The organism is Cryptosporangium japonicum, assembly GCF_039524755.1.
GTDB lineage: Bacteria > Actinomycetota > Actinomycetes > Mycobacteriales > Cryptosporangiaceae > Cryptosporangium > Cryptosporangium japonicum.
On sequence record NZ_BAAAGX010000003.1, the window covers coordinates 142,015 to 164,044 of the forward strand.

Genomic DNA, 22,030 nt, shown 5'->3' on the forward strand with positions numbered 1-22,030 from the left:
GACCCGGCAGCAGTGCCGGTGGACCGCTAGGACGGGACGTTCGTCCCGACCTGCTCGACGCGGTGCAGCGCCGCCGCCACCGCCTCGGCCGGGGCCACGGTCGTGTCGATCTCGGACGCGGTCGGCCACGACGCGAACTCCGCCGCCATCCGGGCGGCGATCTCCGGGGTGGCGTCGGACGGATCCCCGGTCCGGCCCGCCATCCGTTCGGCGGCGAGGGCCGCCGGGGCGACACAGCGCAGCTCGACCGGCGTCGCACCGGCCCGCGACGCGATCACCAGCGCCGCGTCCCGTGCCGACGCGTCCGCCCAACCGGCGTCCAGGACCACCGACTCGCCGTGCCGGAGCAGCTCGAGGGCCCGGCGCAGCAACGCGTCGTAGACCGCCGCGGTGTGGTCCGGCGCGTAGAGCCCGGCCCGCCACGACGACCGTCGCTCCACCTGCGGTGAGATCCCGGCCAGTTCCTTGCGGACCCGGTCGGACCGGACGAGGACCGCGCCGAGCGTGTCGGCGAGGCCTCCGGCCAGCGTCGACTTCCCGACGCCGGGCAGGCCACCGACCAGGATCAGCCGCGGCTCGGCGGCGCGCAGGTGGGTGACGCCGAGGCCGAGCAGCTGGGCGGCGGTGGCCGCGCTGTCGGGGACGCCCTGCTGCCAGCGCAGGCACGCGACCTTGGCCCGCATGACCGCGCGGTAGGCGACGTAGTGGTGTTCCAGCGTGGGGACCCGCGGACCCCCGGCGAACTCGGCGAACCAGGTGAGGAAGCGTGCGGCCTCCGCCGGGGCACCGAGCCGCTCCAGGTCCATGGCCAGGCAGGCGGCGTCGTCGACGCCGTCCACCGCGCGCAGGGTGTCGTCGAACTCGAGGCAGTCCAGTGCGCGCGGGCCGTCCGGCAGACTGAACACGTCGTCGGCCAGCAGGTCGCCGTGGCCGTCGCGGATCCGCCCGGCGGCGACCCGGTCGGCGAGCAGGTCCACGCGGCCGTCGACGTAGCGCAGCGCGCGGTCGGCGATCTCGTCGAGCGTGGCGGGGTCGGCGAGCGTTCCCCGGTACGGCTCGAGCCCGGCCAGGTTGTCCCGCCAGCGCTGCCGCAGCGCGGCCGCCGTGCCCTCGCGGTCGATGGCCGGCGATCTCCGCGCGGCCGCGTGGTGCGCGGCGAGCATCCGCGCGAGCGCCCGGAGCGGCCGGTCGACGTTCTCGCCGGACCGCACCAGCGTCGAGAGCCGCCGGTCGGCCGGCATCCGGCGCATCACGACGAGCCAGTCGCAGGGTCGCCCGTCCGGGTCGTGCACCTCGGCGACGCCGAGGTAGACGTCCGGCGCGAACCGCCGATTGAGTTCCAGCTCCCGGTGACAGGCGGTGCGCCGGGACTCCGCCGTGCGGAAGTCGACGAAACCGAGGTCGACGGGCTTCTTGAGCTTGTACGCGCGGTCCCCGACGAAGACGACGACACCGGTGTGCGTCTCGGCCACGGCCGCGAGGGTCTCAACCACGGCGCACCACCCAGCGGTAGATCTCGTCGACGCCCCAAACCACCGGCGGGAACGTGCCCAGCAGCGCCAGCGTCCAGCCGTCCAGCGCGGCCGTACCGAACACCGCCTGCAGCGGCGGCAGGTAGATCAGCGCCCCGGTGAACACCACTTCGAACGCGATGCCGACCAGCAGCAGGCGGTTGGTGAACAGGCCCACCGTGAACAGCGACACCCGCTCGGTCCGCGAGGCGAACGCCGTGCCGATCTGGCACGACACGATCGCCGCGAAGGTCGCGGTGGTGGCCCGGACGTGGACGTCGTGAGAGACGTCGGCGCCCGGCGACCAGCCGGCGCGCCAGAGCACGGAGAAGAACGCGAGCAGGGCCAGCGCGGCGGAGACGGGGCCCAGTACCGCCCACGCCCGGATCAGCATGCGCCGGCTGACCACCCCCTCGGAGCGGCGCCGCGGTGGACGGTCCATCAGGCCGGGCTCGGCCGGCTCCCGTCCCAGCGCCAGCGCGGGAAGCGTCTCGGTGCCCAGATCGATCGCGAGGATCTGCAACACGGTCAGCGGCAGCGGGATCGCCCCGCCGGACAACGCGAACAGCAGGAACGGGACCACTTCGGGAATCGCGTGCGCGAAGATGTAGAGGATGAACTTGCGGACGTTGTCGTAGACCCGCCGTCCCGCTTCCACGGCGCGGACGATGGTCGCGAAATCGTCGTCGGTGAGCACCATCGTGGCGGCCTCGCGGGCGACATCGGTGCCGGACCGTCCCATCGCGACGCCGATGTCGGCCCGGCGCAGTGCCGGTGCGTCGTTCACACCGTCCCCGGTCATCGCGACGACCTCGCCGCGGCGGGACAGGGCGTCGGCGATCCGGAGCTTCTCCTCCGGGGTGGTGCGCGCGAACACGACCTCCCCGTCGGCCTGCAGCAGCTCGGCGAGCTCCTCGTCGGTCATGGACGCCAGCTCGTCGCCGGTGATCACCGCCGAGTCGTCGTCACCGATGCCGACCGAGCGGGCGATCGCGGCGCCGGTGAGCGGGTTGTCGCCGGTCACCACGTGCACCCGGATCCCGGCCCGGTGGCAGGTCTCCACCGCGGGCGCGACCGAGGGGCGAGCCGGGTCGAGCAGCCCGACCAGGCCGCACAACCGCAGGTCACGTTCGACGGCGTCCCGGTCGGCCGGCACGCTCTCACCCAGGGGCCGGTGGGCGACCGCGAGGACACGCAGCCCGCGACCGGCCAGCTGCGCGACGACGCTCTCGGCGGTCGCGCGCTCGGCGTCGCCCAGCCGGCACAGCGGGAGCACCGCCTCGGGCGCACCCTTGCAGGAGACCTCGCGACGCTCGGTGCCCCGGTCGACGGTCGACATCCGGCGCAGCCGCGGATCGAAGCGGTGCACGGTGATGCGCAGGGCCCCCCGGGCCGGAACGTGCTCCCGGGCGAACCGGAGCAACGCCAGTTCGGTCGGGTCACCGGTGCCGTGGTCACCGTCCAGGGTCGCCTCGGTGCACCGGGCGAGCACCTCGGCCAGGGCCGCGACGTGACCGTCCCCGGCCGGGATGTCCGCGGCGTCGCGGAGGTCGGCGTGCGGTGTCCACAGCTGGTGGACCTGCATCCGGTTGGCGGTCAGCGTGCCGGTCTTGTCGGTGCAGATGACGGTCGTCGACCCCAGGGTCTCGACGGCGGAGAGCCGCTTGACCACCGCTCCGGCTCTCGCCAGGGACCGGACACCCACCGCGAGCGCCAGCGTGATCGTCGGAAGAAGTCCTTCGGGGACGTTCGCCACGAGCAGCCCGACGGCGAAGACCAGGGCCGCCGACAGCGACAGCCCCGCGACCAGACCCAGCGGAAGGAACGCGACGCCCACGCCGACCGCGACGCCGGCGATCAGCCAGGCCACCCGGCGCACCTGACGTTCGAGCGGGCTGTCCTTGCGTTCGACGCCGTGCGACAGCGTCGCGATCCGCCCGATCTCCGTCGCCGCGCCGGTCGCGAACACCACCGCGCGGCCGGCGCCACCGGTGCAGAGCGTGCCGCGGAAGACCGCGTCGGGCACGTGCAGCAGCTGAGCTCCGGGGTCGGTCTCCCCCGCGGTGCGGATCACCGGAACCGATTCGCCGGTCAGCGCACTCATGTCGACCTCGACGGCCCCGTCGAGCAGCCGGGCGTCGGCCGGAACGGTCGCGCCCTCGTCCACCAGCACGACGTCACCGGGAACGATCTCCACGGCGTCCACCTCGACGACGTGGCCGTCGCGCAGCACCTGGGCGTGCGGTGGGAGGAAGGCCGCCAGCGCCTCGACCGATCGCTCGGCCTGCTGCTCCTGCCAGAACGCCAGCGCGGCGTTGAGAGCACGACGGCCACGATCGCGATTGCCAGCGTGGGAGTTCCCGACAGCCAGGCCAGTACCGCGGCTCCCCAGAGCAGCAGCGCCAGCGGGTGGATCAGCTGCCGGGTCAGTGCGCTGACCCAGCTCGGGCCGCCCGTGGTGGGAAGGGCGTTCGGGCCGTACTGGGCGCGTCGCCGGGCGGCCTCCTCCGCGCTCAACCCCGCGGGGCGGGCCCGGAGGTCGCGGAGCAAGGCCTGCAGGTTCTCCCGCGGGTCGCCGACGACCACCGGTGGGTGGCCCTCCTCGATGACCTTCACGGCTCAGATCACTCCTTCGAACACGGCTCCGAGCCGACCGTCGACCGTGACCATCTCGCCGTCGCGCAGCGTCGCGGTGGCCGTCCGCGTGCCGACGACGCTCGGGATGCGCAGTTCGCGGCTGACGATCGCGGCGTGACAGGTCATGCCGCCCTCGTCGGTGACCAGCGCGGCGGCCCGGCGGAGGATCGGCATCCACTCCCCCGACGTCGACGCGGCGACGAGGACGTCACCGGCGGCGAACCGGTGCGCTTCGGTCGGCGACCCCAGGAGCCGCACCGGGCCGGACACCCGGCCGGGCGCCGATCCCTGCCCGGAGGTCAAGCGTCGACCGCCGGGATACGCCGGAGCTCTCGCCGGGAGTGTCGTGATCGGCCGGGTCTGGACGAGGAAGACCCGGCCGTTCTCGATCGCCCACTCCATGTCCTGCGCCGAGCCGTAGTGCTGCTCGACGCGGATCGCCAGCCTCGCCAGCGCCAGCACCTCGTCGTCGTCCAGCACGCGGGTCGCGGCCCGGGCCGGGTCCAGGTCGACCCGCCGGTCGGCTCCGTCGGGCCCGGTGACGATCTGGTGGGTCTTGCGGCCGATCTCGACCTCGAGCACGGTCGGACCGTTCTTGTGCACGACGTAGGTGTCCGGGATGACCTGACCGCTGACCACGACCTCACCGAGCCCGAACGCCGCCTCGACGACGACGCGTGACGTGTCGTTGGAGGCCGGGTCGGCGGAGAACATCACGCCTGCCCGATCGGCGCGCACCATGCGCTGCACGACCACGGCGATGGCCGGCTCCTCGGTGACGCCCCGCGCGGCCCGGTAGGCGATCGCCCTGGCGCTGTAGAGGGACGACCAGCAGGCACGCACCGCGGTGATGAGCTGCTCGTCGCCCCGGACGTTCGTGTAGGTCTCGTTCATGCCCGCGAACGACAGGTCGTCCGTGGTGATGGCCGACGATCGGACCGCGACCGGAGTGCCGTCACCGAGGCGGTGGTAGGCGGCGAGGGTCTCGTCGGCGATCGCCGGCGACAGCGGTGCGGTCGCGATCTCCTTCCGCAGGCCCTCCGCGAGCGGATCGTCAGTCGTCCTCGTCGCCACGAGCGTTTCGCGCACCCCCGCGGCTTCCATCGCCGTCCGATACGCCCGCGCGCTGACGACGAAGCCGGGCGGGACCGGCAGACCGGCTCGCGTCAGCTCCCCCAGATTGGCGCCCTTCTTACCCGCGATCGCGGCGTCGGACACCGACAGGTCGTCGAACCACAGCACGGTGGCCCCGGTGTCGAGCATCTCGTCACCTCTCCGGTTGTTCGTCGACGCTCACGCTCCTCGCGCGCGGAGCGCCGAGGCAGTGCCGGTGGACGCACGGGCTCGGGACCAAAGTCCCGGGAACCGGCCCGACCGGCCGGGACCTCTGCCTCTGCCGACGGTGTCGTCGCGGGCGGAATCTGAACGTGCACGGAGCACACCCCCTACCGATGAGGTGACTCACGATGGCCACCACCCACAGGCCCCACATCCTCGACTCGCTGCACCTGACCGCGCCCGACAGCCCGGCCGCGCTCTTCGACGCGCCGAACACCCGCACCGCCACCGTCACCCGCGCCGTCCTGGCCGCCACCCGGATCGTCGTCGGCTGGACGTTCCTCTGGGCTTTCATCGACAAGCTGTTCGGACTCGGCTACGCCACGCCCGACGGCAAGGGCTGGATCGACGGTGGCTCGCCGACGCAGGGCTTCCTGGGCAACGCCGCCAAGGGCCCGTTCGAGGGCCTCTACCACGACCTCGCGGGGACCGCGTTCGCCGACTGGGCGTTCATGCTCGGTCTGCTCGGCATCGGCGTCGCGATGACGCTGGGCATCGGCATGCGCATCGCCGGAGTCAGCGGCAGCCTGCTCTACGTGCTCATGTGGACCGTCGCGCTGCCCCCGGAGAACAACCCGATCACCGACGAACACATTCTCGGTGCCCTGATCGTCGCCACCCTCGCCCTCGTCGGCGCCGGCAACTACTTCGGGCTGGGCACCTGGTGGCGCCGCACCGCACTGGTCCAGAAGTTCCCCTGGCTCACGTGAGCCGGTCCCGACCCCACCTGCCCGCAACGGCCCGGCCCTCGAGGGCCGGGCCGATTTCGTGAGGAGATCCTCGTGCGCGCGCTCCGTCTCGTCGACTGGCACCACGACCCCGAATTCGCCGACGTCGGTGTTCCGGAGCCGGGACCGGGCCAGGTCCTCGTCCGCATGGGCGGTGCCGGCGTCTGCCACTCCGACCTGCACCTGCTGCACGACTTCCCGCCCGGTCTGCTGGACTGGCCGGTGCCGTTCACGCTCGGCCACGAGAACGCCGGCTGGGTGCACACCGTGGGCGCCGGGGTCGACCTCGAGCCCGGGCTACCGGTCGCGGTGTACGGGCCGTGGGGCTGCGGAAGCTGCCACACCTGTGCCACCGGCGCCGAGAACTACTGCGCCGCGGTGCCCGGCACCTGGACCGTCGCCGGTCTCGGCGCCGACGGCGGGATGGCGGAGTACCTTCTGGTGCCCTCCGCCCGGTTCCTCGTTCCGCTACCCGACGGGGTGTCGCCCGTGGACGCCGCACCACTGACCGACGCGGCCCTCACGCCCTACCACGCCATCGCCAAGGCGCGGCCCCTGCTCACGCCGGGCGCCACCGCGGTGGTGATCGGCATCGGCGGACTCGGGCACCTCGCCGTGCAGATCCTGCGCGCGACCACCGACGCCGAGGTCATCGCGATCGACGCGAAGCCCGACGCGCTCGAGTTGGCCAAGGCCTGCGGTGCCGACCACCTGGTGCACGCCAGTGCCTGCGCCGAGGACGCCGTCCGCAACTTCACCCGCGGCGCGGGTGCCGCCGCCGTCGTCGACCTCGTCGGCTCGGACGCGACGTTGGCGATCGCGGCGAAGTCGGTCGCGAAGGGCGGTCAGATCCTGATCGTCGGGCTCGGCGGCGGGGTGCTTCCGGTGTCGCTGCTCGGTACGCCCTACGGCGTCTCGGTGACGCCGACCTACTGGGGGACGCGCCCGGAGCTGCACGAGGTGTTGCGGCTGGCCGCGCGCGGGGACGTGCGGGCGCAGGTGCGCACGTGGCCGTTGAGCGCCGCCACCGACGCGTACGCGGCGGTCGCCGCCGGCACCGTGCCGGGCCGCGCCGTCGTCGTCCCGGACTGACCGGGGCCGGAACCGGGTCTTTGGTCGCAGTCGCAGGGCCTTCCCGGCCCTACTGCGGCCCGCCCGGGGCGACGACCGTAGAAGAGGGACCCGTCAACGACGAAGGGAGCCGACGATGTCCGACCGTGCGGCAATCGACCAGCTGACCGAAGCGACTCTGGCGGCGCTGCGCGCTCCGTCGGTCCTCAACACCCAGCCGTGGCGCTGGAGTTTCCTGGGCGACACCGCCGAGCTCCGGCTCGACGCCGACCGCCGGCTCCGCGCACTCGATCCCGACGGTCGCCTGCTGCTGATCAGCTGCGGCACCGCGCTCGATCACGCGGTGACCGCGCTGCGCGCCGGTGGCTACGCCGGGAGCGTCGAGCGTCTGCCGGACGAGACCCGGCCGGATCTGGTGGCCCGCCTGGGCCTCGGTGCGCGCTGCGCGGCCGACCCGCGCAACCACGACGCGATCTACCGTCGCCAGACCGATCGCCGGCCGTTCGCGGAGAAGCCACCCGCGACCGCCGACCTGGACGCGCTGCGTGCCGCCGCCGCGCGGCACGACGTCCGGCTGCGCTTCCTGACGCCGGACGAACTCCCGTCGTTCGCCGACATCGCCGAGGTGGCCGACATCGTCGAACACGCCGAGCCGTCGCTCCTGCGTGATCTGCGGACCTGGACCTCCCGCCCGGCCGACGAGCGCGACGGGCTGCCCGGCCGCACCGTCGTGCCCGACACCTGGCGGACGGTGCCCACGCGCACCTTCCGCCGCGACCGCGAGCCGCTGGGGTCGGGCACCGACGGCGGCACCGTCTACGGCGTCCTGCTCACCGAACGCGACGACCGCCGCTCCTGGCTGCGGGCCGGCGAGGCCCTGTCCGACGTCTGGCTGACGCTGACCGGCCACGGGCTCGTCGCGTCGCCGATCAGCGAGGTCGTCGAGGTCTCCTCGGCCCGGCGTGCGTTGCACACCCTGCTGGGCGGGAGCGACCACCCGGCGGTCGCACTGCGGATCGGCGTTCCGGCCGACACGGCGGCGCCACCCCGGACGGCCCGTCGTCCGAACTCGGACGCGCTCGGGTTCCCCGGCCAATCCTGAAGGAGATGCTCCGATGGCCACGTTCGTCTACGACTTCACCCAAGGCAACAAGGACATGAAGGAACTGCTGGGCGGGAAGGGAGCGAACCTGGCCGAGATGACCGCCATCGGTCTCCCGGTGCCGCCCGGCTTCACGATCACCACCGAGGCCTGCCGGGCCTACCTGCGAACCGGGCGTGAGCCGTCCGAACTGGCCGTTCAGATCACCGAGAAACTCGCCGACCTGGAACGCCGGATGGGCCGCCGCCTCGGCGACCCCGCCGACCCGCTGCTGGTCTCGGTGCGCTCCGGCGCCGCGTTCTCGATGCCGGGGATGATGGAGACCATCCTCGACATCGGTCTCAACGACGAGAGCGTCGTCGGACTGGCGGCTCAGCGCGGCGAGAGCGAACACTCGGCCTGGGACTCCTACCGGCGTCTGATCGAGATGTTCGGCCGCACGGTGTGCGGTGTCCCGTCGGCGGACTTCGACTCGGTGAAATTGCTGCTCGACGATCCGAAGGAACTCGTCGCCGCCTACCTGAAGATCTTCTCCGAGCACACCGGCCAGCCGTTCCCGCAGGATCCGCGGGAGCAACTCGACCTCGCGGTGCGGGCCGTGTTCGAGTCGTGGAACGCCGAGCGCGCGGTGCTCTACCGCCGCCAGGAGCGCATCCCCGCCGACCTCGGTACCGCGGTGAACGTGATGGCGATGGTGTTCGGCAACCTCGGACCCGATTCCGGCACCGGCGTCGCGTTCACCCGCGACCCGGCGACCGGAGCCCGCGGTGTCTACGGCGACTACCTCCAGGACGCCCAGGGCGAGGACGTCGTCGCCGGGATCCGCAACACCGTGCCGCTGCAGGACCTGGAGCGGATCGACCCGGCCGCGTACACCGAACTGCTCGGGCACATGGCGACGCTCGAGGCGCACTACCGCGACCTCTGCGACATCGAGTTCACGATCGAGCACGGCAAGCTCTGGATGCTGCAGACGCGGGTCGGCAAGCGCACCGCCGCCGCCGCGTTCGTCATCGCGTCCCAGCTGATCGACGAGGGGCTGATCGACGCCGACGAGGCCCTGGCCCGGGTCAGCGGTGAGCAGCTCGCGCACCTGATGTTCCCGATGTTCGAGGTGGGGGCGGCCACCCGCCCGCTCGCGCACGGTGTCGGCGCCTCCCCCGGCGCCGCCGTGGGGCGGATCGTCTTCGATTCGCGTCGTGCCACCGCGCTCGCCGCCGAGGGCGAGGACGTCATCCTGGTCCGCCGGGAGACCAACCCCGACGACCTGCCCGGCATGATCGCCGCGCACGGCATCCTGACCAGCCGGGGCGGCAAGACGTCCCATGCCGCGGTGGTGGCCCGCGGCATGGGCAAGACCTGTGTCTGCGGCGCGGACGCCCTGCAGGTGGACGTCGAGCGGCGCGAGTTGACCGTCGACGGGCGCGTGCTCACCGAGGGCGAGGTGATCTCGATCGAGGGGACCACCGGGCACGTCTACCTCGGTGCGGTCCCGGTGGTTCCGTCGCCGGTCGTGCGGTACTTCGAGGGCTCTCTCGCCCCGACCGCCGACCGGCTGGTCGCCGCCGTCGACCGGCTGCTCCGGCACGCCGACGAGCGCCGCCGGCTCGGTGTGCACGCCAACGCCGACACCGGTCCGGACGCCGCCCGGGCCCGCCGGTTCGGGGCCGAGGGCGTCGGGCTGTGCCGCACCGAACACATGTTCCTCGGCGACCGCCGGGCGCTCGTCGAGCGGCTCATCCTGGCCGGCGACGATCAGGCGCGCGACGCCGCGCTCGCGGCGTTGTTGCCGCTGCAGCAGGCGGACTTCGAGGAGCTGTTCCGCGAGATGGACGGTCTGCCGGTCACGATCCGGCTGATCGACCCGCCGCTGCACGAATTCCTGCCCTCGCTGGAGGAGCTGGCGGTGAAGGTCGGTGTCGCCCAGGCGCTGGGACAGGACCCCGGCACCGATCTGGCCCTGCTCGCGGCCGTGCGGCGGATGCACGAGGCCAACCCGATGCTCGGGCTGCGCGGTGTGCGTCTCGGGCTCGTCGTGCCGGGGCTGTTCGCCATGCAGATCCGTGCGATCGTCCGGGCGGCGATCGCGCACCGCGAGGCCGGTGGCGATCCGCGGCCGGAGATCATGGTGCCGCTGGTCGGCACCGTGCAGGAGCTGGAGACCGTGCGCGCCGAGGCGGAGAAGCTGACCGCCGGATTCCCGGTGAAGATCGGCACGATGATCGAGGTTCCGCGCGCGGCGCTCACCGCCGGCGAGATCGCGCACGCCGCGGACTTCTTCTCGTTCGGCACCAACGACCTGACCCAGATGGGGTGGGGCTTCTCCCGCGACGACGTGGAGGGCGCGTTCTTCTCCCGCTACCTGGAACTGGGCATCTTCGGGGTGTCGCCGTTCGAGTCGATCGACCGGAAGGGCATCGGCCGGATGATCCGCATCGCGGTCGACGAGGGCCGGGCCACCCGTCCGGATCTGCACATCGGGGTCTGCGGTGAGCACGGGGGCGACCCGGACTCGGTGCACTTCTTCCACGACGCCGGGCTGGACTACGTGTCCTGCTCCCCGTACCGGGTGCCGATCGCGCGGCTGGAGGCCGGCCGCGCCGCGGTCACCGGAACGGCGTCCGACACGCGGTGAGCCATCGGGCCGCGAGGCTCTCCCCTCGCGGCCTGCTCCGCGCGAACCAGCTGATCGTCACCGACCTGGCGCTACCGGCCGTGGGACTACCTCGACGACACGATCAGCCACATCCCGACCAGCATCTTCGCGCTCCAGAAGACCGACACCAGAAGCGGCGGATTCCGCGCGGCCCTTACCCAACGGCACATCTCTGTCCTGGACGGTCCAACCGTACGGTGCCTCATCGGGGTCTCCGCTCAACGGGTCAGAACCGCGCGGAACCGCCACGCGGCGAGCGCGAACGCCGCCGCGGCGCCGCCGGCCAGGACGCCCAGCTGCGGCAGGACGTCGACGAGCGTGCCGTCGTGACGGAGCAACGTGCCGAAGCCTTCGACCGCCCAGCCGTGCGGCGTCGCGTGCGCGACCAGCCGCATCACCGGGGAGAAGAACTCCAGCGGCATCATCGCCCCGCCGAGCGCGGCGAGCCCGAGCCCGGCGAGCAGCCCGACCGCGGTGGCCTGCTGGACGCTGCGCGCGAGGGTGCCGAGCAGCATGCCGGCCGCGGCGGCGAACAGTGCGAACACCAGCATCAACACCACCGACGCGACCGGATCACCCCAGCGCACGCCGAACAGCAACGCGGAGCCGGCCATGATGATCGCTCCCTGCGTCGCGGCGACCGCGAACCGCCCGAGCGCCTCGCCGGTCACGATCGTTCCGGCCGGCGTCGCGGTGGTGAGCATGCGCCGGGAGACGCCCAGCCGCCGGGTCTCGATCAGGGCGGCCGCCCCGTTCATCGACGTGACGAACACGAACAGCACGAGCTGGGAGCTCGCTCCGACGTCGAACCGGCCGGTGCCGGTGCCGAAGTCGGCGTCGCCCTCGGTGCGGGTCCGCACCGGCACACCGGGCACCGACCGCCCGGCCGCGTCGACGCGCGCGAGGGCTACGGGCAGCGGAGCGTCCAGCGCCAGGGCCGCGCGCAGCCGGTCGGATTCGAGGCCCACCAGCGCGCGCAGCGACGCCTGGGTCTGCTGACCGGCCAGGCCCGGCGGGACGATCACCCGCACGGTCACGCTCTTCCCGGCCGCGACGTCCCGCTCGTAGCCGGCCGGCACGAGAACACCGGCCTCGAGCTGCCCACGTTCCACCGCGTGCACCACAGCGTCGGACTCGTCGGCGGTCCGGACGTCCAATCCGTCGGCGGAACGGAGCCGCTTCTCCAACTCCGCCGCCAGGGGCGTCCGTCCGGCCACGTGCACCCCCACGCGCGGCTCGCTGTCGCCGCCGTAGGCCAACCCCAGAACGAGGATCAGCAGGAGCGGGAACACCCCGACGAAGAAGACCGTCGTCCGGTCGCGGAACATGCGGCGGAGGTTCGTCCCGGCGATCACGAGCGCTTTCACGACGCCACCTCCCGACGCAGGCCGACGAGCGCGATCGCGCCGGTGACCAACCCGAACGCGGCCAGCACGGCGGCCGACGGAAGTGCCGCCGACGCCCCGCCGCCCCCGGCCAGCTCCCCGAGGCCGCGCAGGAACCAGGCGTGCGGCGTCACCAGACTCACCGTCGTGACCACCCCACCCAGTTGGCTGATCGGGAAGAACACTCCGCCGAGCATGCCGAGCAGGATCGCGACCACGGCCTGACGGCTCCCGGCCTGCTCGGCGGTCCGGGCGGTCGCGACGACCGCGGCGGTGACCCCGGTCGCGGCCAGCACACCGCCGACGACCAGCGACGCGACCCCGACCGGGTCGCCCCAGTCGGCTCCCATCAGGAGCGAGGACGCGACGACGAGCACGCCGGTGCCGACGACGCCGATGACGACGCTGGTCACCGCCTTGGCGGCCAACACGGTCCAGCGCGGCACCGGTAACGCGAGGATCCGGCGCAGCGTCCCGGCCGACCGTTCGTCGATCAGCGACGACAGCCCGGCCTGGACGGTGAAGAACAGGAACAGGATCGCCATCGCGGCGGCCATGTACGTGGTCTGGTCCAACACTCTCATCGACGCCGGGGCGCCGGCCACCGTGAGCGGCGCGGTCCGTTCCAGAACCCGCGTGTCCCCGCCTGCCGCGACGGTCACCCGCACCGTGTCCAGCTCCCCGGCGTAGGCGTCCGCGATCGCCGTGGCGACCTGGGTACCGGTGGGCGCGTCGACGTTGCCGATCACCGCGACCCCGAGCGGCTTCTCCGCCGCGACCGACGCGCTGAAGCCGGCGGGTAGGACGAATCCGGCGTCGATGTCGCCGTCGCGAGCCAGCGTCCGCGCGGCCTCGGCGGTGGCGACACGGCGGATCGTGACGACGTCGTCGCCGACGAGGGGGCCCAGGACGTCGTCGGCGAAGGCCGCCGCCACCGGTCCGCCGTCGAGGTCGACGAGGGCGTAGCGGAACGGATCCGGGTCGGAGGCCTTGCCGAGCACCAGGTTGTAGACGAACGCCAGCACCAGCGGGACGACGAGTGCGAACAGGAACAGCGAGCGGTCGCGGAGACGCTCACGCAGGTCCTTGCCGACGATCAGCAGCACGGGTCGCATCGTCAGTCCCGGAGCCGGCTGCCGGTCAGGTGCAGGAAGACCGCTTCAAGGTCGGGTTCCTCGACCGCGACCGACCGCACCACCGCACCGGCGCCCGCCGCCACGGCCAACAGGTCGGGCAGCGCGGTGCGCGCGTCGGCGTCCAGGATGTCGAGACCGTCCGGTCCGACGGTGACGGTGCGGGTCGTCGGGAGCCCTCGGAGTGCCTCCGCTGCGGCCGCGAGGTCTCCGGTGGCGTCGAGCCGGACGTGGTCCGCTTCGCCGACCAGGCCGGTCAGCTCGCGGGTCGTGCCCTCCGCCACCAGTGCGCCGCGGTCGATGATGCCGACGCGGTCGCAGAGCCGTTCGGCTTCCTCCATGTAGTGCGTCGTGTAGAGCACGGCCATCCCGGCGGCGCTGAGCGCTTCGATGCTCTCCAGGATCGCGTTGCGGCTCTGCGGGTCGACGCCCACCGTCGGCTCGTCGAGGATGAGCAGTTCCGGCTGGTGCAGCAGCCCGACGGCGATGTTGAGCCGACGCTGCATCCCCCCGGAGTACGTCTTGACGGTCGCGCTCGCTTTGTCGGCCAGCCCGACGATGTCCAGCACGTCCTCGACCCTGGCCCGGCCCTCGGCGCGACCGAGGCCGTACAGGCCGGCGAAGAACCGCAGGTTCTCCCGGCCGGAGAGCTCCGGGTAGAGCGCGGTCTCCTGCGGGACGTACCCGATCGCGCGTTTGGCGCGGACCGACCGGACCGTCATCGCCCGCCCACCGACGTCGATCTGCCCCGCGTCGGCGGCCAGCACCCCGGCGACCATCAGGATGGTCGTGCTCTTTCCGGCTCCGTTGGGGCCGAGCAGGCCGTACGTCTCCCCCGGGGCGATCGTGAACGAGAGACCATTCACCGCCGCCGTGCCCTCGAAGCTTTTCCGCAGATCACGGCATCGGAGCACCGGCGGCGCGACCCGCTCGGCATCGGCTTCTTCGGTGACGACATCGGACGACGTCATCCAGCGCCTCCTTCGGACGGTTGGCCTCAGGGTGTCGCCGGGGCGGCGCCGCGCCTAGGGTCGTTCGTCCCGTGCCAGGCCTTCCACTCCGCACGGACACCCTCGACCAGGATCTCGGCGTCCGGGACCGCGTCGGCGTCCGTCTGGATCGCGACGACGAGTTCACCGGCGTAGGAGAGCGCCAGCACCGAGATAGGCACGTTCCCGGCCAGCGATCCGATCGGGATCACCGTGCGCACCTTGGCACCGAACACGCTGATCGGGGCGGCCGGGCCGGTCAGATCGCTCTCGACGACGTGCACGAGGTAGGCCCCGGTGCGGTTGCCGACGTCGACCTCGTGGCTGCGGTCACGGAGCGAGACCGCAACCGACGCCGTGACGACCAGGGCATCGACGCGCTCGCCGCGGCTCTGCAGCAGCGCACGGAGGCCGCCGGTGGCGAGATGGAGGACCAGATCGTTGACCGTTCCGCCCGAGGTGTGGGCGACGCGCTCGGCCTCCGTGAGATCGAGTCGGACGACACCGATCCGGCGACGGGGCCGACCGGCCGATTCAGCGACGTCGGACGCGACCCAGGGGTGGGCGAGACCATCGGCCGCAGCGCATGATCAGCCCGATCCGCTGCTCCGCGAGACCGGTCACGAACACCATCCGCCACAGCGGACGCCGACGGTCGAGCGGACGGACCATCACCAGGGCCGCCAGCTCCAGCAGCGCGTCCTCGCCGGCCGGCGCCGGCACCACGATCCGGCCGACGTGCTTCGAGACGTCGAAACTCGCGGCGTCGACCCAGAGCGGCCGCCCGGCGAACGGGCCGGGCTCGTGCAGCACCTGCCGGAGGCGCGGTACCGACCCGACTCCGGCCGACACCGTGCGCCGGATCGCGTCCAGCCGGAACCGCCCGGCCGGATCGCACAGCGGGGCACCGTCGAGGACCGCCACCACGGTCATGTGCATCGGCACCCCGGGGGCCTCCGCCGCCAGGTTGATCACGTCTGCCGCTCGCAACCTCTCCATCGTTCCAGCGCAGCACCGATCGGCGGCGCGTCGTAGATCCGAAGGTCACCACCTCGGGACCTTCGGCCCGGACACACCGCACCCCATGGCCCTGCCGGGGACAGGTGGGACGGACGGAGTCTCGAGGTGTCGGTACGGGATCAAAGGAGATCGCCATGACCACGCCCCGAACCAGAGCGTTAGGACCGCTCTCCGCGACCACGCTGGTGATCGGCAGCATCGTCGGCACCGGCGTGTTCACGATGCCGGCCGTGCTGGCCGGCGCCGGCACCAGCTCACTGCTCGTCCTCGCCGTCGTCTCCGCCGGTGCACTCCTGCTCGGTGTGCTCTTCGGGCAGCTGACCAAGCGCGTCCCCCACAGCGACGGGGGCGTCTACGCCTACGCCCGCCACGAGTTCGGCGACTTCGCCGGCTACCTGACCGCCTGGTGCTACTGGATCACCGCCTGGGCGGGCAACGCCGCGATCGTCTCGTCCTGGGTGCTCTACGTCGAGTCGCTGTTCGGCATCGAGAACCCGGGCGCGTGGACGAACTTCGGGATCGCGCTGGTCGGGCTGTGGATCCCGGCCGCCGTCAACCTCGTCGGGGTCAAGCAGACCGCGTGGCTGCAGAACGTCACCGTGGTCCTGAAGTTCATCCCGCTGCTGATCGTGGGGATCGTCGGCTGGTTCTTCGTCGAGACGGCCAACTTCGGCCCGTTCAACGCGACCGGCGGCAGCCTCTACGACGGGATCAGCATCGCCGCCGGCGTCGCGCTGTTCTCGTTCATCGGCGTCGAGTGCGCGGCGATCGCCGCGGGCCGGGTCAAGGATCCGCAACGCAACGTCGGGCGCGCCTCCGTGCTCGGCACCGCCGCGAGCGCACTGCTCTACCTCGTGGTCACCGCCGCGGTGATGGGGCTGGTGTCGCACGGTGCGCTGGTCGACAACGGGGCCCCGTTCGTGAACGCGTTCGAGGCGATCTTCGGTGACGCCGCCTGGGTCGGCAAGCTCGTCGCGGCCACCGCGGTGATCTCCGGGCTCGGCGCGCTCAACGGGTGGACGCTCGTGACCGCCGAGATGCCCTGGGCCGCGGCCAAGGACGACCTGTTCCCGCCGCAGTTCGCGAAGGAGAACCACGACGGGGCGCCCTGGTTCGGCATCGTCGTGTCGACCGCGCTGGCGTCCGCGCTGATGGGGTTCGCCTACAGCGGCAACACCGGCCTGACCGTGTTCACCTACCTGGTCAGCCTGTCGGTCGTCACGGTCGCGATCCCGTACTTCTTCTCGGCCTGCGCGCAGCTGGCCTACCTGGTCTCGCGGCGCCGTCGCGTCACCGGCTGGGCCCTCGCCCGCGACCTGGCGATCGTCGTCGCGAGCGGGCTGTTCTCGCTGTGGGTGACCGCCGCGGCCGGCTACGCCGCCGTCTACCAGACCATGATCGCGCTCCTGCTCGGGGTCCCGATCTACGCCTACCTCAAGACACGCCGCGAGCAGCTCCACGCTGTTCCCGCGCCGGCGGACACGGGCGACGAACCACTGGTGCCGATCGTGCCGGTTCCCGACACCCCGGCCGCCATCACCGACCACACCCACGGAGCGACGCGATGACCCGCACCCCGTTCGGCGTCCACTCCGAGGTGGGCCGCCTGCACCAGGCGATCCTCCACACCCCGGCGCTCGAACTCGACCGTCTCACCCCCGACAACTGCGACGACCTGCTGTTCGACGACGTGCTCTGGCCGGCCAAGGCACGCACCGAGCACCACGCGTTCGTGCGGGTGCTGCGCGAACACGGGGTCACCGTCCACCTGTTCGGCGACCTGCTCGCCCAGACCCTGCACTCCGCCGAGGCGCGGGCGTTCGTCCTGGAGCGCGTGTGCACCGTGCCGCGCCTCGGTGCGGCACTGGCGGCGTCGGTGCGCGCGCTGGCCGAAGACCTGCCGCCCGAACGGCTCGCCGAGCTGCTCATCGGCGGCATCACCCGCGTCGACCTGTCGGGGTTGAAGGCGGGCGGCCTGCGGTGGCAGACGCTCGGACCGGACGACTTCGTCCTGCCCCCGCTGCCCAACACGCTGTTCCAGCGCGACAACTCGGCCTGGATCTACAGCGGCGTCACGATCAACCCGATGGCGATGGCGGCGCGCCGCCGGGAGTCCGTCCACAGCCGGGCCGTCTACCGGTACCACCCGCTGTTCCGGGAGGCGACGTTCCCGATCTACTACGGCGACGACGACGCCGACCACCAGCCCGCGACGCTGGAAGGCGGGGACATCCACGTCCTGGGCCGCGGCGTCGTCCTGATCGGCATGGGCGAGCGCACGACGCCGCAGGGCGTCGAGATCCTCTCCCGGTCGCTGTTCCGCACCGGTCAGGCGTCGCGGGTGATCGCGGTCGAGCTGCCGAAGTCGCACGCGCTCATGCACCTGGACACGGTGCTGACGATGGTCGACACCGACACGTTCCTGCGCTACCCGGGGCTCGCTCCGGAGGCCCTGCGGCACTGGTCGATCGTCCCCGCGTCGCTCGACGAGATTCTCGAATCCGACCACGGCGGGCTCGCGGTCCGCCCGCGCGACGACCTGTTCGGCACGATCGCCGAAGCGCTCGGCACGGACCGGCCCCGCGTCCTGTGCGTGGACACGGACCGCCGCGCGGCCGCCCGCGAGCAGTGGGACGACGCCGACAACGTGCTGGCTCTAGAACCGGGCGTCGTCGTGGGCTACGAGCGCAACACGGTCACCAACTCGATGCTCGCCGAGAACGGCATCAAGGTGCTGCCCATCCCGAGCGGGGAACTCGGCCGCGGCCGCGGCGGCGCCCGCTGCATGAGCTGACCGATCGAACGAGAAGGGATCTGACATGACCACCGGCAGCCTGCTGAAGGAACTCGACCTCACGAAGAAGGAGTTCCTGGACCTGGTCGGCCTCGCCGCGGAACTGAAGCGGGAGAAGCGGCTGGGCACCGAGGGACCTCGCCTGACCGGGAAGAACATCGCGCTGATCTTCGAGAAGGCCTCGACCCGAACCCGGTGCGCGTTCGAGGTCGCCGCGTACGACCAGGGCGCCCACGTCACCTACCTCGGTCCCGACGGCTCCCACCTGGGCCACAAGGAATCGGTCCGCGACACCGCCCGGGTGCTCGGCCGGCTCTACGACGGCATCGAGTACCGCGGCTTCGACCAGTCGGTCGTGGAGGAGCTGGAGCGCTACGCCGGCGTGCCGGTCTGGAACGGCCTCACCGACCAGTGGCACCCGACGCAGATGCTCGCCGACGTCCTCACGATGATCGAGCACCACCCGGGACCGATCGAGGACATCAGCGTCTGCTACCTGGGCGACGGCCGGAACAACGTGGCCCGGTCGCTGCTGGTGACCGGGGCGCTGCTCGGGATGGACGTCCGGATCGCCGCGCCGCTCACGCTGCAGCCGCCGCCGGACGTGGTGTCCGCCGCGCGCTGGGCCGCGACCGGCTCCGGCGCCCGGCTCCTGATGACCGACGATGCCACCACCGCGGTTCGCGGCGCGGACTTCCTCTACACCGACGTCTGGGTGAGCATGGGCGAGCCCGACGACGTGTGGGACACCCGCGTCCCCCGGCTGCTCCCCTACCGGGTGACGACCGACCTGGTGACCGCCACCGGGAAACCCACGACGAAGATCCTGCACTGCCTGCCGGCGCTGCACGACGCGGAGACGTCGGTCGGGCGCCGGCTGCGTGACCGGTTCGGCCTGTCCGGCGCCGAGATCGCCGACGACGTGTTCACCTCCGACCGCACGATCGTGTTCGACCAGGCGGAGAACCGCATGCACACGATCAAAGCCGTTCTCGTCGCGGCGCTGGAGCGCTGACATGAGGATCGTCGTCGCGCTGGGCGGCAACGCGCTGCTCGAACGGGGTGAGAAGCCCGACGCCGCCGTCCAGCGCCGGCACGTGCGGCGGGCCGCGGACGCGCTCGTTCGCCTGTCCGCCGGTCACGAACTGGTCGTCTGCCACGGCAACGGCCCGCAGGTGGGGCTGCTCGCGTTGGAGAGCGCCGCCGACCCGGCGCTGTCGCGCCCCTACCCACTCGACGTACTCGACGCCGAGACCCAGGGGATGATCGGCTACTGGCTGGTCCAGGAGCTCGGGAACGCCGGGCTGCGCCGACCGGCGCTCGCCGTGGTGACCCGCACCGTGGTCGACGCCGCCGACCCGGCCTTCGCCGCACCGACGAAGTTCGTCGGGCCGGTGTACCGCCGGGAGGAGGCCGAGCGGCTGGCCGCCGAACGCGGCTGGCAGATCGCGCCCGACGGACCCCGCTGGCGCCGGGTGGTCCCCTCGCCGCGACCGCGGCGCATCGTCGAGAAGGACACGATCGACGAGTTGTTGCGCGCCGGGTCGGTCGTGGTCTGCGGCGGCGGCGGAGGTGTTCCGGTCGTCGAGTGCGATGACGGCCGGCTGGCCGGTGTGGAGGCCGTCGTCGACAAGGACCTGACCGCCGCGCTCCTCGCCGTCGACCTGCACGCCGACCGGCTGCTGATCCTGACCGACGTGGCCGCGGTGATGCGCGACTTCGGGGCGCCGTCCCCACGTCCGATCGCGTCGCTCGACGTGGCGGACCTGGCCGCGCTCGGCCTCCCCGCCGGATCGATGGGGCCGAAGATCGACGCCTGCGGCGTCTTCACTGCCGCCACCGGGAATCCGTCGGCGATCGGGGCGGTGGAGGACGCCGTCGCCATCCTGCGTGGTGAGGCCGGGACGACGGTTCGAGCAGGAGCCGCCGCGGGAGCCGCCCGGCCGGAGTTCGGCGGCGGGGACGCGTGATGGCTACCCACGTGCACGGTGGGGCCGTGCCGCGGCCCCACCGCCCGGCGGCACCGCGGTGGTCACGGCGACGCGTGCTCCGTACGGCCGGGGGCGGGGCGCTCGGCCTCGCCGTCGTCGGCAGCGGCACGCTCGGTTGGCGCGCCTACGACAACGGCGTGTTCGACCCCGACGGCGGCACCGCGTTCGACGCGTGGCGACGGTGGCGTGACGACGACGGCCCGCGCGGCACGATCGCCGCCGCGGTGCTCGCCGCGAGCCCGCACAACACCCAGCCGTGGCTGTTCCGGGCGTCCGCTTCACGGATCGAGCTCTGGGCCGACCCGGAGCGGGTGATGCGCAGCGTGGACCCGTATCGGCGGGAACAGCGCACGAGTCTGGGCTCCAGCGGCTCACTGCCGTCACCGGCGAACTCGCCCCCGCCACGCTGGTGTGGATCACCGACGCCCGCGTCCGCGCGCAGCTCGGTGATCTGATGGTCGACGCCGCCGAGGCCGTCGTCGCCGACGACGCGATGTCCCGGGACGGATTCGCGTGGTTCCGCGGCGACGCGGACGCGATCGAGGCCCATCGGGACGGCCTGACCCTCGACGGCCAGGGGTTGTCGCCGGTGATGCTCACGGCGGCGAAGCTGATGCCGGCCACGTCACGCGCCGACGGCGACGCGTTCTGGGTCGAGCAGACGCGCGAGGTGCACACCCGCACCGCGGCCGCGTACGGGCTGGTGCTCGTGCCCGACCCGCGTGACGCGGTCCACCAGCTGACCGGCGGGCGACTCCTGCAGCGGCTCCATTTGGCGGCCACCGTCGCCGGGCTCGGCCTGCAGCACATGAACCAGATCACCGAACGCATCGACCGGGAGGGCCCGTCGTCGCGGTTCGGAACCCGACTCGCCTCGATCGTCGGGCGACCGGAACTCGAGGTGCTGGCCACGGTCCGGATCGGTTACCCGGAACGCGCCGCACGTCGCTCCCCCCGGCGCCCGGCCACCGAGGTGAGCCTGCGGTGACCAGAGCTGTCGGCGCGATCTGCGGCGCGTTGTTCCTGAGCAAGGCCGGGCTCGATCTTCTCGTCGGGCAGCCACCCTCCGATCAGGCGCGCCTGCCGGCTTGGGTGGACTCCCATCACCTGTTGCTCGCGCTGACCAACGAGACGATGGCCCTCGGGGCGGTCCTGCTCATCCCGTTAGTGCTCGCCCTTTACCAGCGTCTGGGTGGCGCCACCAGGCCGTGGGTCGGCTTCGGGTGCGGAGCTCTCGCCACCGCGGTGCCGGTCATCCTGGTTCTCGCCGTCGTTCACGGGCGGCTCGTCTACCCCGTCTTCGGTCTCGAACTCGACGCCCCCGCGACCGTGGCGCTGACGATCTCGCTGTACCACGGAGGAGCACACCTGGTGTCACTGCTCATCGGGGCGGCGCTCGTCGTCCTCGGGTCGGCGGTTCGGCGCCCGGCGGCCGGGGCGATCGCCGGAGTCGTCGCCGGGACGGCTCAGATCATCGGCGCGTATCCGTGGATCGTCGGTCCGGTGCTGACCGCGCTCACGGAGGCGACCTTCGCTGTCTGGCTGGTGATCATCGGCCGTGTCGTCGCCCGTCCAGCAGCCCCGTAGCCCCAGGGTCCAAGGTCCCTACTGCCGCTGCCTCCATCGATCTAGCGTCCGGGGTGAATGTTCGCCGACTCCATCACTCCTCCGGAGG

At 72.5% G+C, this 22,030-nt stretch carries 18 protein-coding genes and 1 pseudogene; 11 read left to right on the plus strand and 8 right to left on the minus strand.

Features of this window, described 5'->3' with window-relative positions; all coding sequences use genetic code 11:
* Window positions 1-26 precede the first annotated feature (26 nt).
* The 3 genes and pseudogenes from ABD437_RS02535 to ABD437_RS02545 all read right to left on the minus strand — a co-directional run bounded on the left by ABD437_RS02535 (window position 27) and on the right by ABD437_RS02545 (window position 5,411).
* A complete protein-coding gene (locus tag ABD437_RS02535) occupies window positions 27-1,493 on the minus strand; it encodes a bifunctional aminoglycoside phosphotransferase/ATP-binding protein (RefSeq protein ID WP_344647077.1) in 1,467 nt (488 codons plus the stop codon).
* Window positions 1,486-4,127, minus strand: a pseudogene (locus tag ABD437_RS02540) (cation-translocating P-type ATPase). Before ABD437_RS02540 ends, ABD437_RS02535 begins: the two are co-directional and overlap by 8 nt.
* 3 nt (window positions 4,128-4,130) lie before the next feature.
* Window positions 4,131-5,411 carry a PEP/pyruvate-binding domain-containing protein gene (locus ABD437_RS02545; RefSeq protein WP_344647078.1) on the minus strand — a complete coding sequence of 427 codons (1,281 nt, stop codon included), beginning with the start codon at window positions 5,409-5,411 and terminating at the stop codon, window positions 4,131-4,133.
* 203 nt (window positions 5,412-5,614) lie between these two features.
* Between ABD437_RS02545 and ABD437_RS02550 the strand changes: the two genes are divergently transcribed.
* The 4 genes from ABD437_RS02550 (at window position 5,615) to ppdK (ending at window position 11,022) form a co-directional block, all read left to right on the plus strand.
* Window positions 5,615-6,196: a hypothetical protein gene (locus ABD437_RS02550; RefSeq protein ID WP_344647079.1), complete on the plus strand. Its 582-nt coding sequence runs from the start codon at window positions 5,615-5,617 to the stop codon at window positions 6,194-6,196.
* A gap of 72 nt (window positions 6,197-6,268) precedes the next feature.
* Window positions 6,269-7,306, plus strand: a complete 1,038-nt coding sequence (locus ABD437_RS02555) for an NAD(P)-dependent alcohol dehydrogenase (protein ID WP_344647080.1) — start codon at window positions 6,269-6,271, stop codon at window positions 7,304-7,306.
* Between the two features lie 115 nt (window positions 7,307-7,421).
* Window positions 7,422-8,387, plus strand: a complete 966-nt coding sequence (locus ABD437_RS02560) for an Acg family FMN-binding oxidoreductase (protein ID WP_344647081.1) — start codon at window positions 7,422-7,424, stop codon at window positions 8,385-8,387.
* A gap of 13 nt (window positions 8,388-8,400) precedes the next feature.
* Window positions 8,401-11,022, plus strand: a complete 2,622-nt coding sequence (gene ppdK / locus ABD437_RS02565; protein ID WP_344647082.1) for a pyruvate, phosphate dikinase — start codon at window positions 8,401-8,403, stop codon at window positions 11,020-11,022.
* Between the two features lie 239 nt (window positions 11,023-11,261).
* On the opposite strand, the gene ABD437_RS02570 is transcribed toward ppdK, so the two are convergent.
* From ABD437_RS02570 to ABD437_RS02590, 5 genes are all read right to left on the minus strand, one after another.
* Window positions 11,262-12,410, minus strand: a complete 1,149-nt coding sequence (locus tag ABD437_RS02570; RefSeq protein WP_344647083.1) for an ABC transporter permease — start codon at window positions 12,408-12,410, stop codon at window positions 11,262-11,264.
* Window positions 12,407-13,543 carry an ABC transporter permease gene (locus tag ABD437_RS02575; RefSeq protein ID WP_344647084.1) on the minus strand — a complete coding sequence of 379 codons (1,137 nt, stop codon included), beginning with the start codon at window positions 13,541-13,543 and terminating at the stop codon, window positions 12,407-12,409. The genes ABD437_RS02570 and ABD437_RS02575 overlap by 4 nt, the downstream gene beginning before the upstream one ends.
* A gap of 2 nt (window positions 13,544-13,545) precedes the next feature.
* Window positions 13,546-14,532, minus strand: coding sequence for an ABC transporter ATP-binding protein (locus ABD437_RS02580; protein ID WP_344647085.1), 987 nt, complete (start codon window positions 14,530-14,532; stop codon window positions 13,546-13,548).
* 26 nt (window positions 14,533-14,558) lie between these two features.
* Window positions 14,559-14,834 carry a WS/DGAT domain-containing protein gene (locus ABD437_RS02585; RefSeq protein ID WP_344647086.1) on the minus strand — a complete coding sequence of 92 codons (276 nt, stop codon included), beginning with the start codon at window positions 14,832-14,834 and terminating at the stop codon, window positions 14,559-14,561.
* Window positions 14,835-15,084: 250 nt separating this feature from the next.
* Window positions 15,085-15,549 carry a wax ester/triacylglycerol synthase domain-containing protein gene (locus ABD437_RS02590; protein ID WP_344647087.1) on the minus strand — a complete coding sequence of 155 codons (465 nt, stop codon included), beginning with the start codon at window positions 15,547-15,549 and terminating at the stop codon, window positions 15,085-15,087.
* A gap of 155 nt (window positions 15,550-15,704) precedes the next feature.
* On the opposite strand from ABD437_RS02590, the gene ABD437_RS02595 reads away from it, so the two are divergent.
* Genes ABD437_RS02595 through ABD437_RS02625 form a run of 7 tightly spaced genes read left to right on the plus strand, consistent with a single transcriptional unit; the run spans window position 15,705 to window position 21,942 of the window.
* On the plus strand, window positions 15,705-17,138 hold the full coding sequence (locus tag ABD437_RS02595) for an APC family permease (protein WP_344647088.1): 1,434 nt from the start codon (window positions 15,705-15,707) through the stop codon (window positions 17,136-17,138).
* Window positions 17,135-18,364: an arginine deiminase gene (locus ABD437_RS02600; protein WP_344647089.1), complete on the plus strand. Its 1,230-nt coding sequence runs from the start codon at window positions 17,135-17,137 to the stop codon at window positions 18,362-18,364. Before ABD437_RS02595 ends, ABD437_RS02600 begins: the two co-directional genes overlap by 4 nt.
* Before the next feature lie 25 nt (window positions 18,365-18,389).
* Window positions 18,390-19,379: an ornithine carbamoyltransferase gene (argF, locus tag ABD437_RS02605; protein WP_344647090.1), complete on the plus strand. Its 990-nt coding sequence runs from the start codon at window positions 18,390-18,392 to the stop codon at window positions 19,377-19,379.
* 1 nt (window position 19,380) lies between these two features.
* Window positions 19,381-20,334, plus strand: a complete 954-nt coding sequence (locus tag ABD437_RS02610) for a carbamate kinase (protein ID WP_344647091.1) — start codon at window positions 19,381-19,383, stop codon at window positions 20,332-20,334.
* Window positions 20,334-20,810 carry a hypothetical protein gene (locus tag ABD437_RS02615; RefSeq protein WP_344647092.1) on the plus strand — a complete coding sequence of 159 codons (477 nt, stop codon included), beginning with the start codon at window positions 20,334-20,336 and terminating at the stop codon, window positions 20,808-20,810. The genes ABD437_RS02610 and ABD437_RS02615 overlap by 1 nt, the downstream gene beginning before the upstream one ends.
* Entirely contained in the window at window positions 20,765-21,343 is a 579-nt protein-coding gene (locus ABD437_RS02620) for a hypothetical protein (RefSeq protein ID WP_344647093.1), read from the plus strand. The genes ABD437_RS02615 and ABD437_RS02620 overlap by 46 nt, the downstream gene beginning before the upstream one ends.
* On the plus strand, window positions 21,340-21,942 hold the full coding sequence (locus ABD437_RS02625; RefSeq protein ID WP_344647094.1) for a hypothetical protein: 603 nt from the start codon (window positions 21,340-21,342) through the stop codon (window positions 21,940-21,942). The genes ABD437_RS02620 and ABD437_RS02625 overlap by 4 nt, the downstream gene beginning before the upstream one ends.
* The last annotated feature ends 88 nt before the right edge of the window (window positions 21,943-22,030 follow it).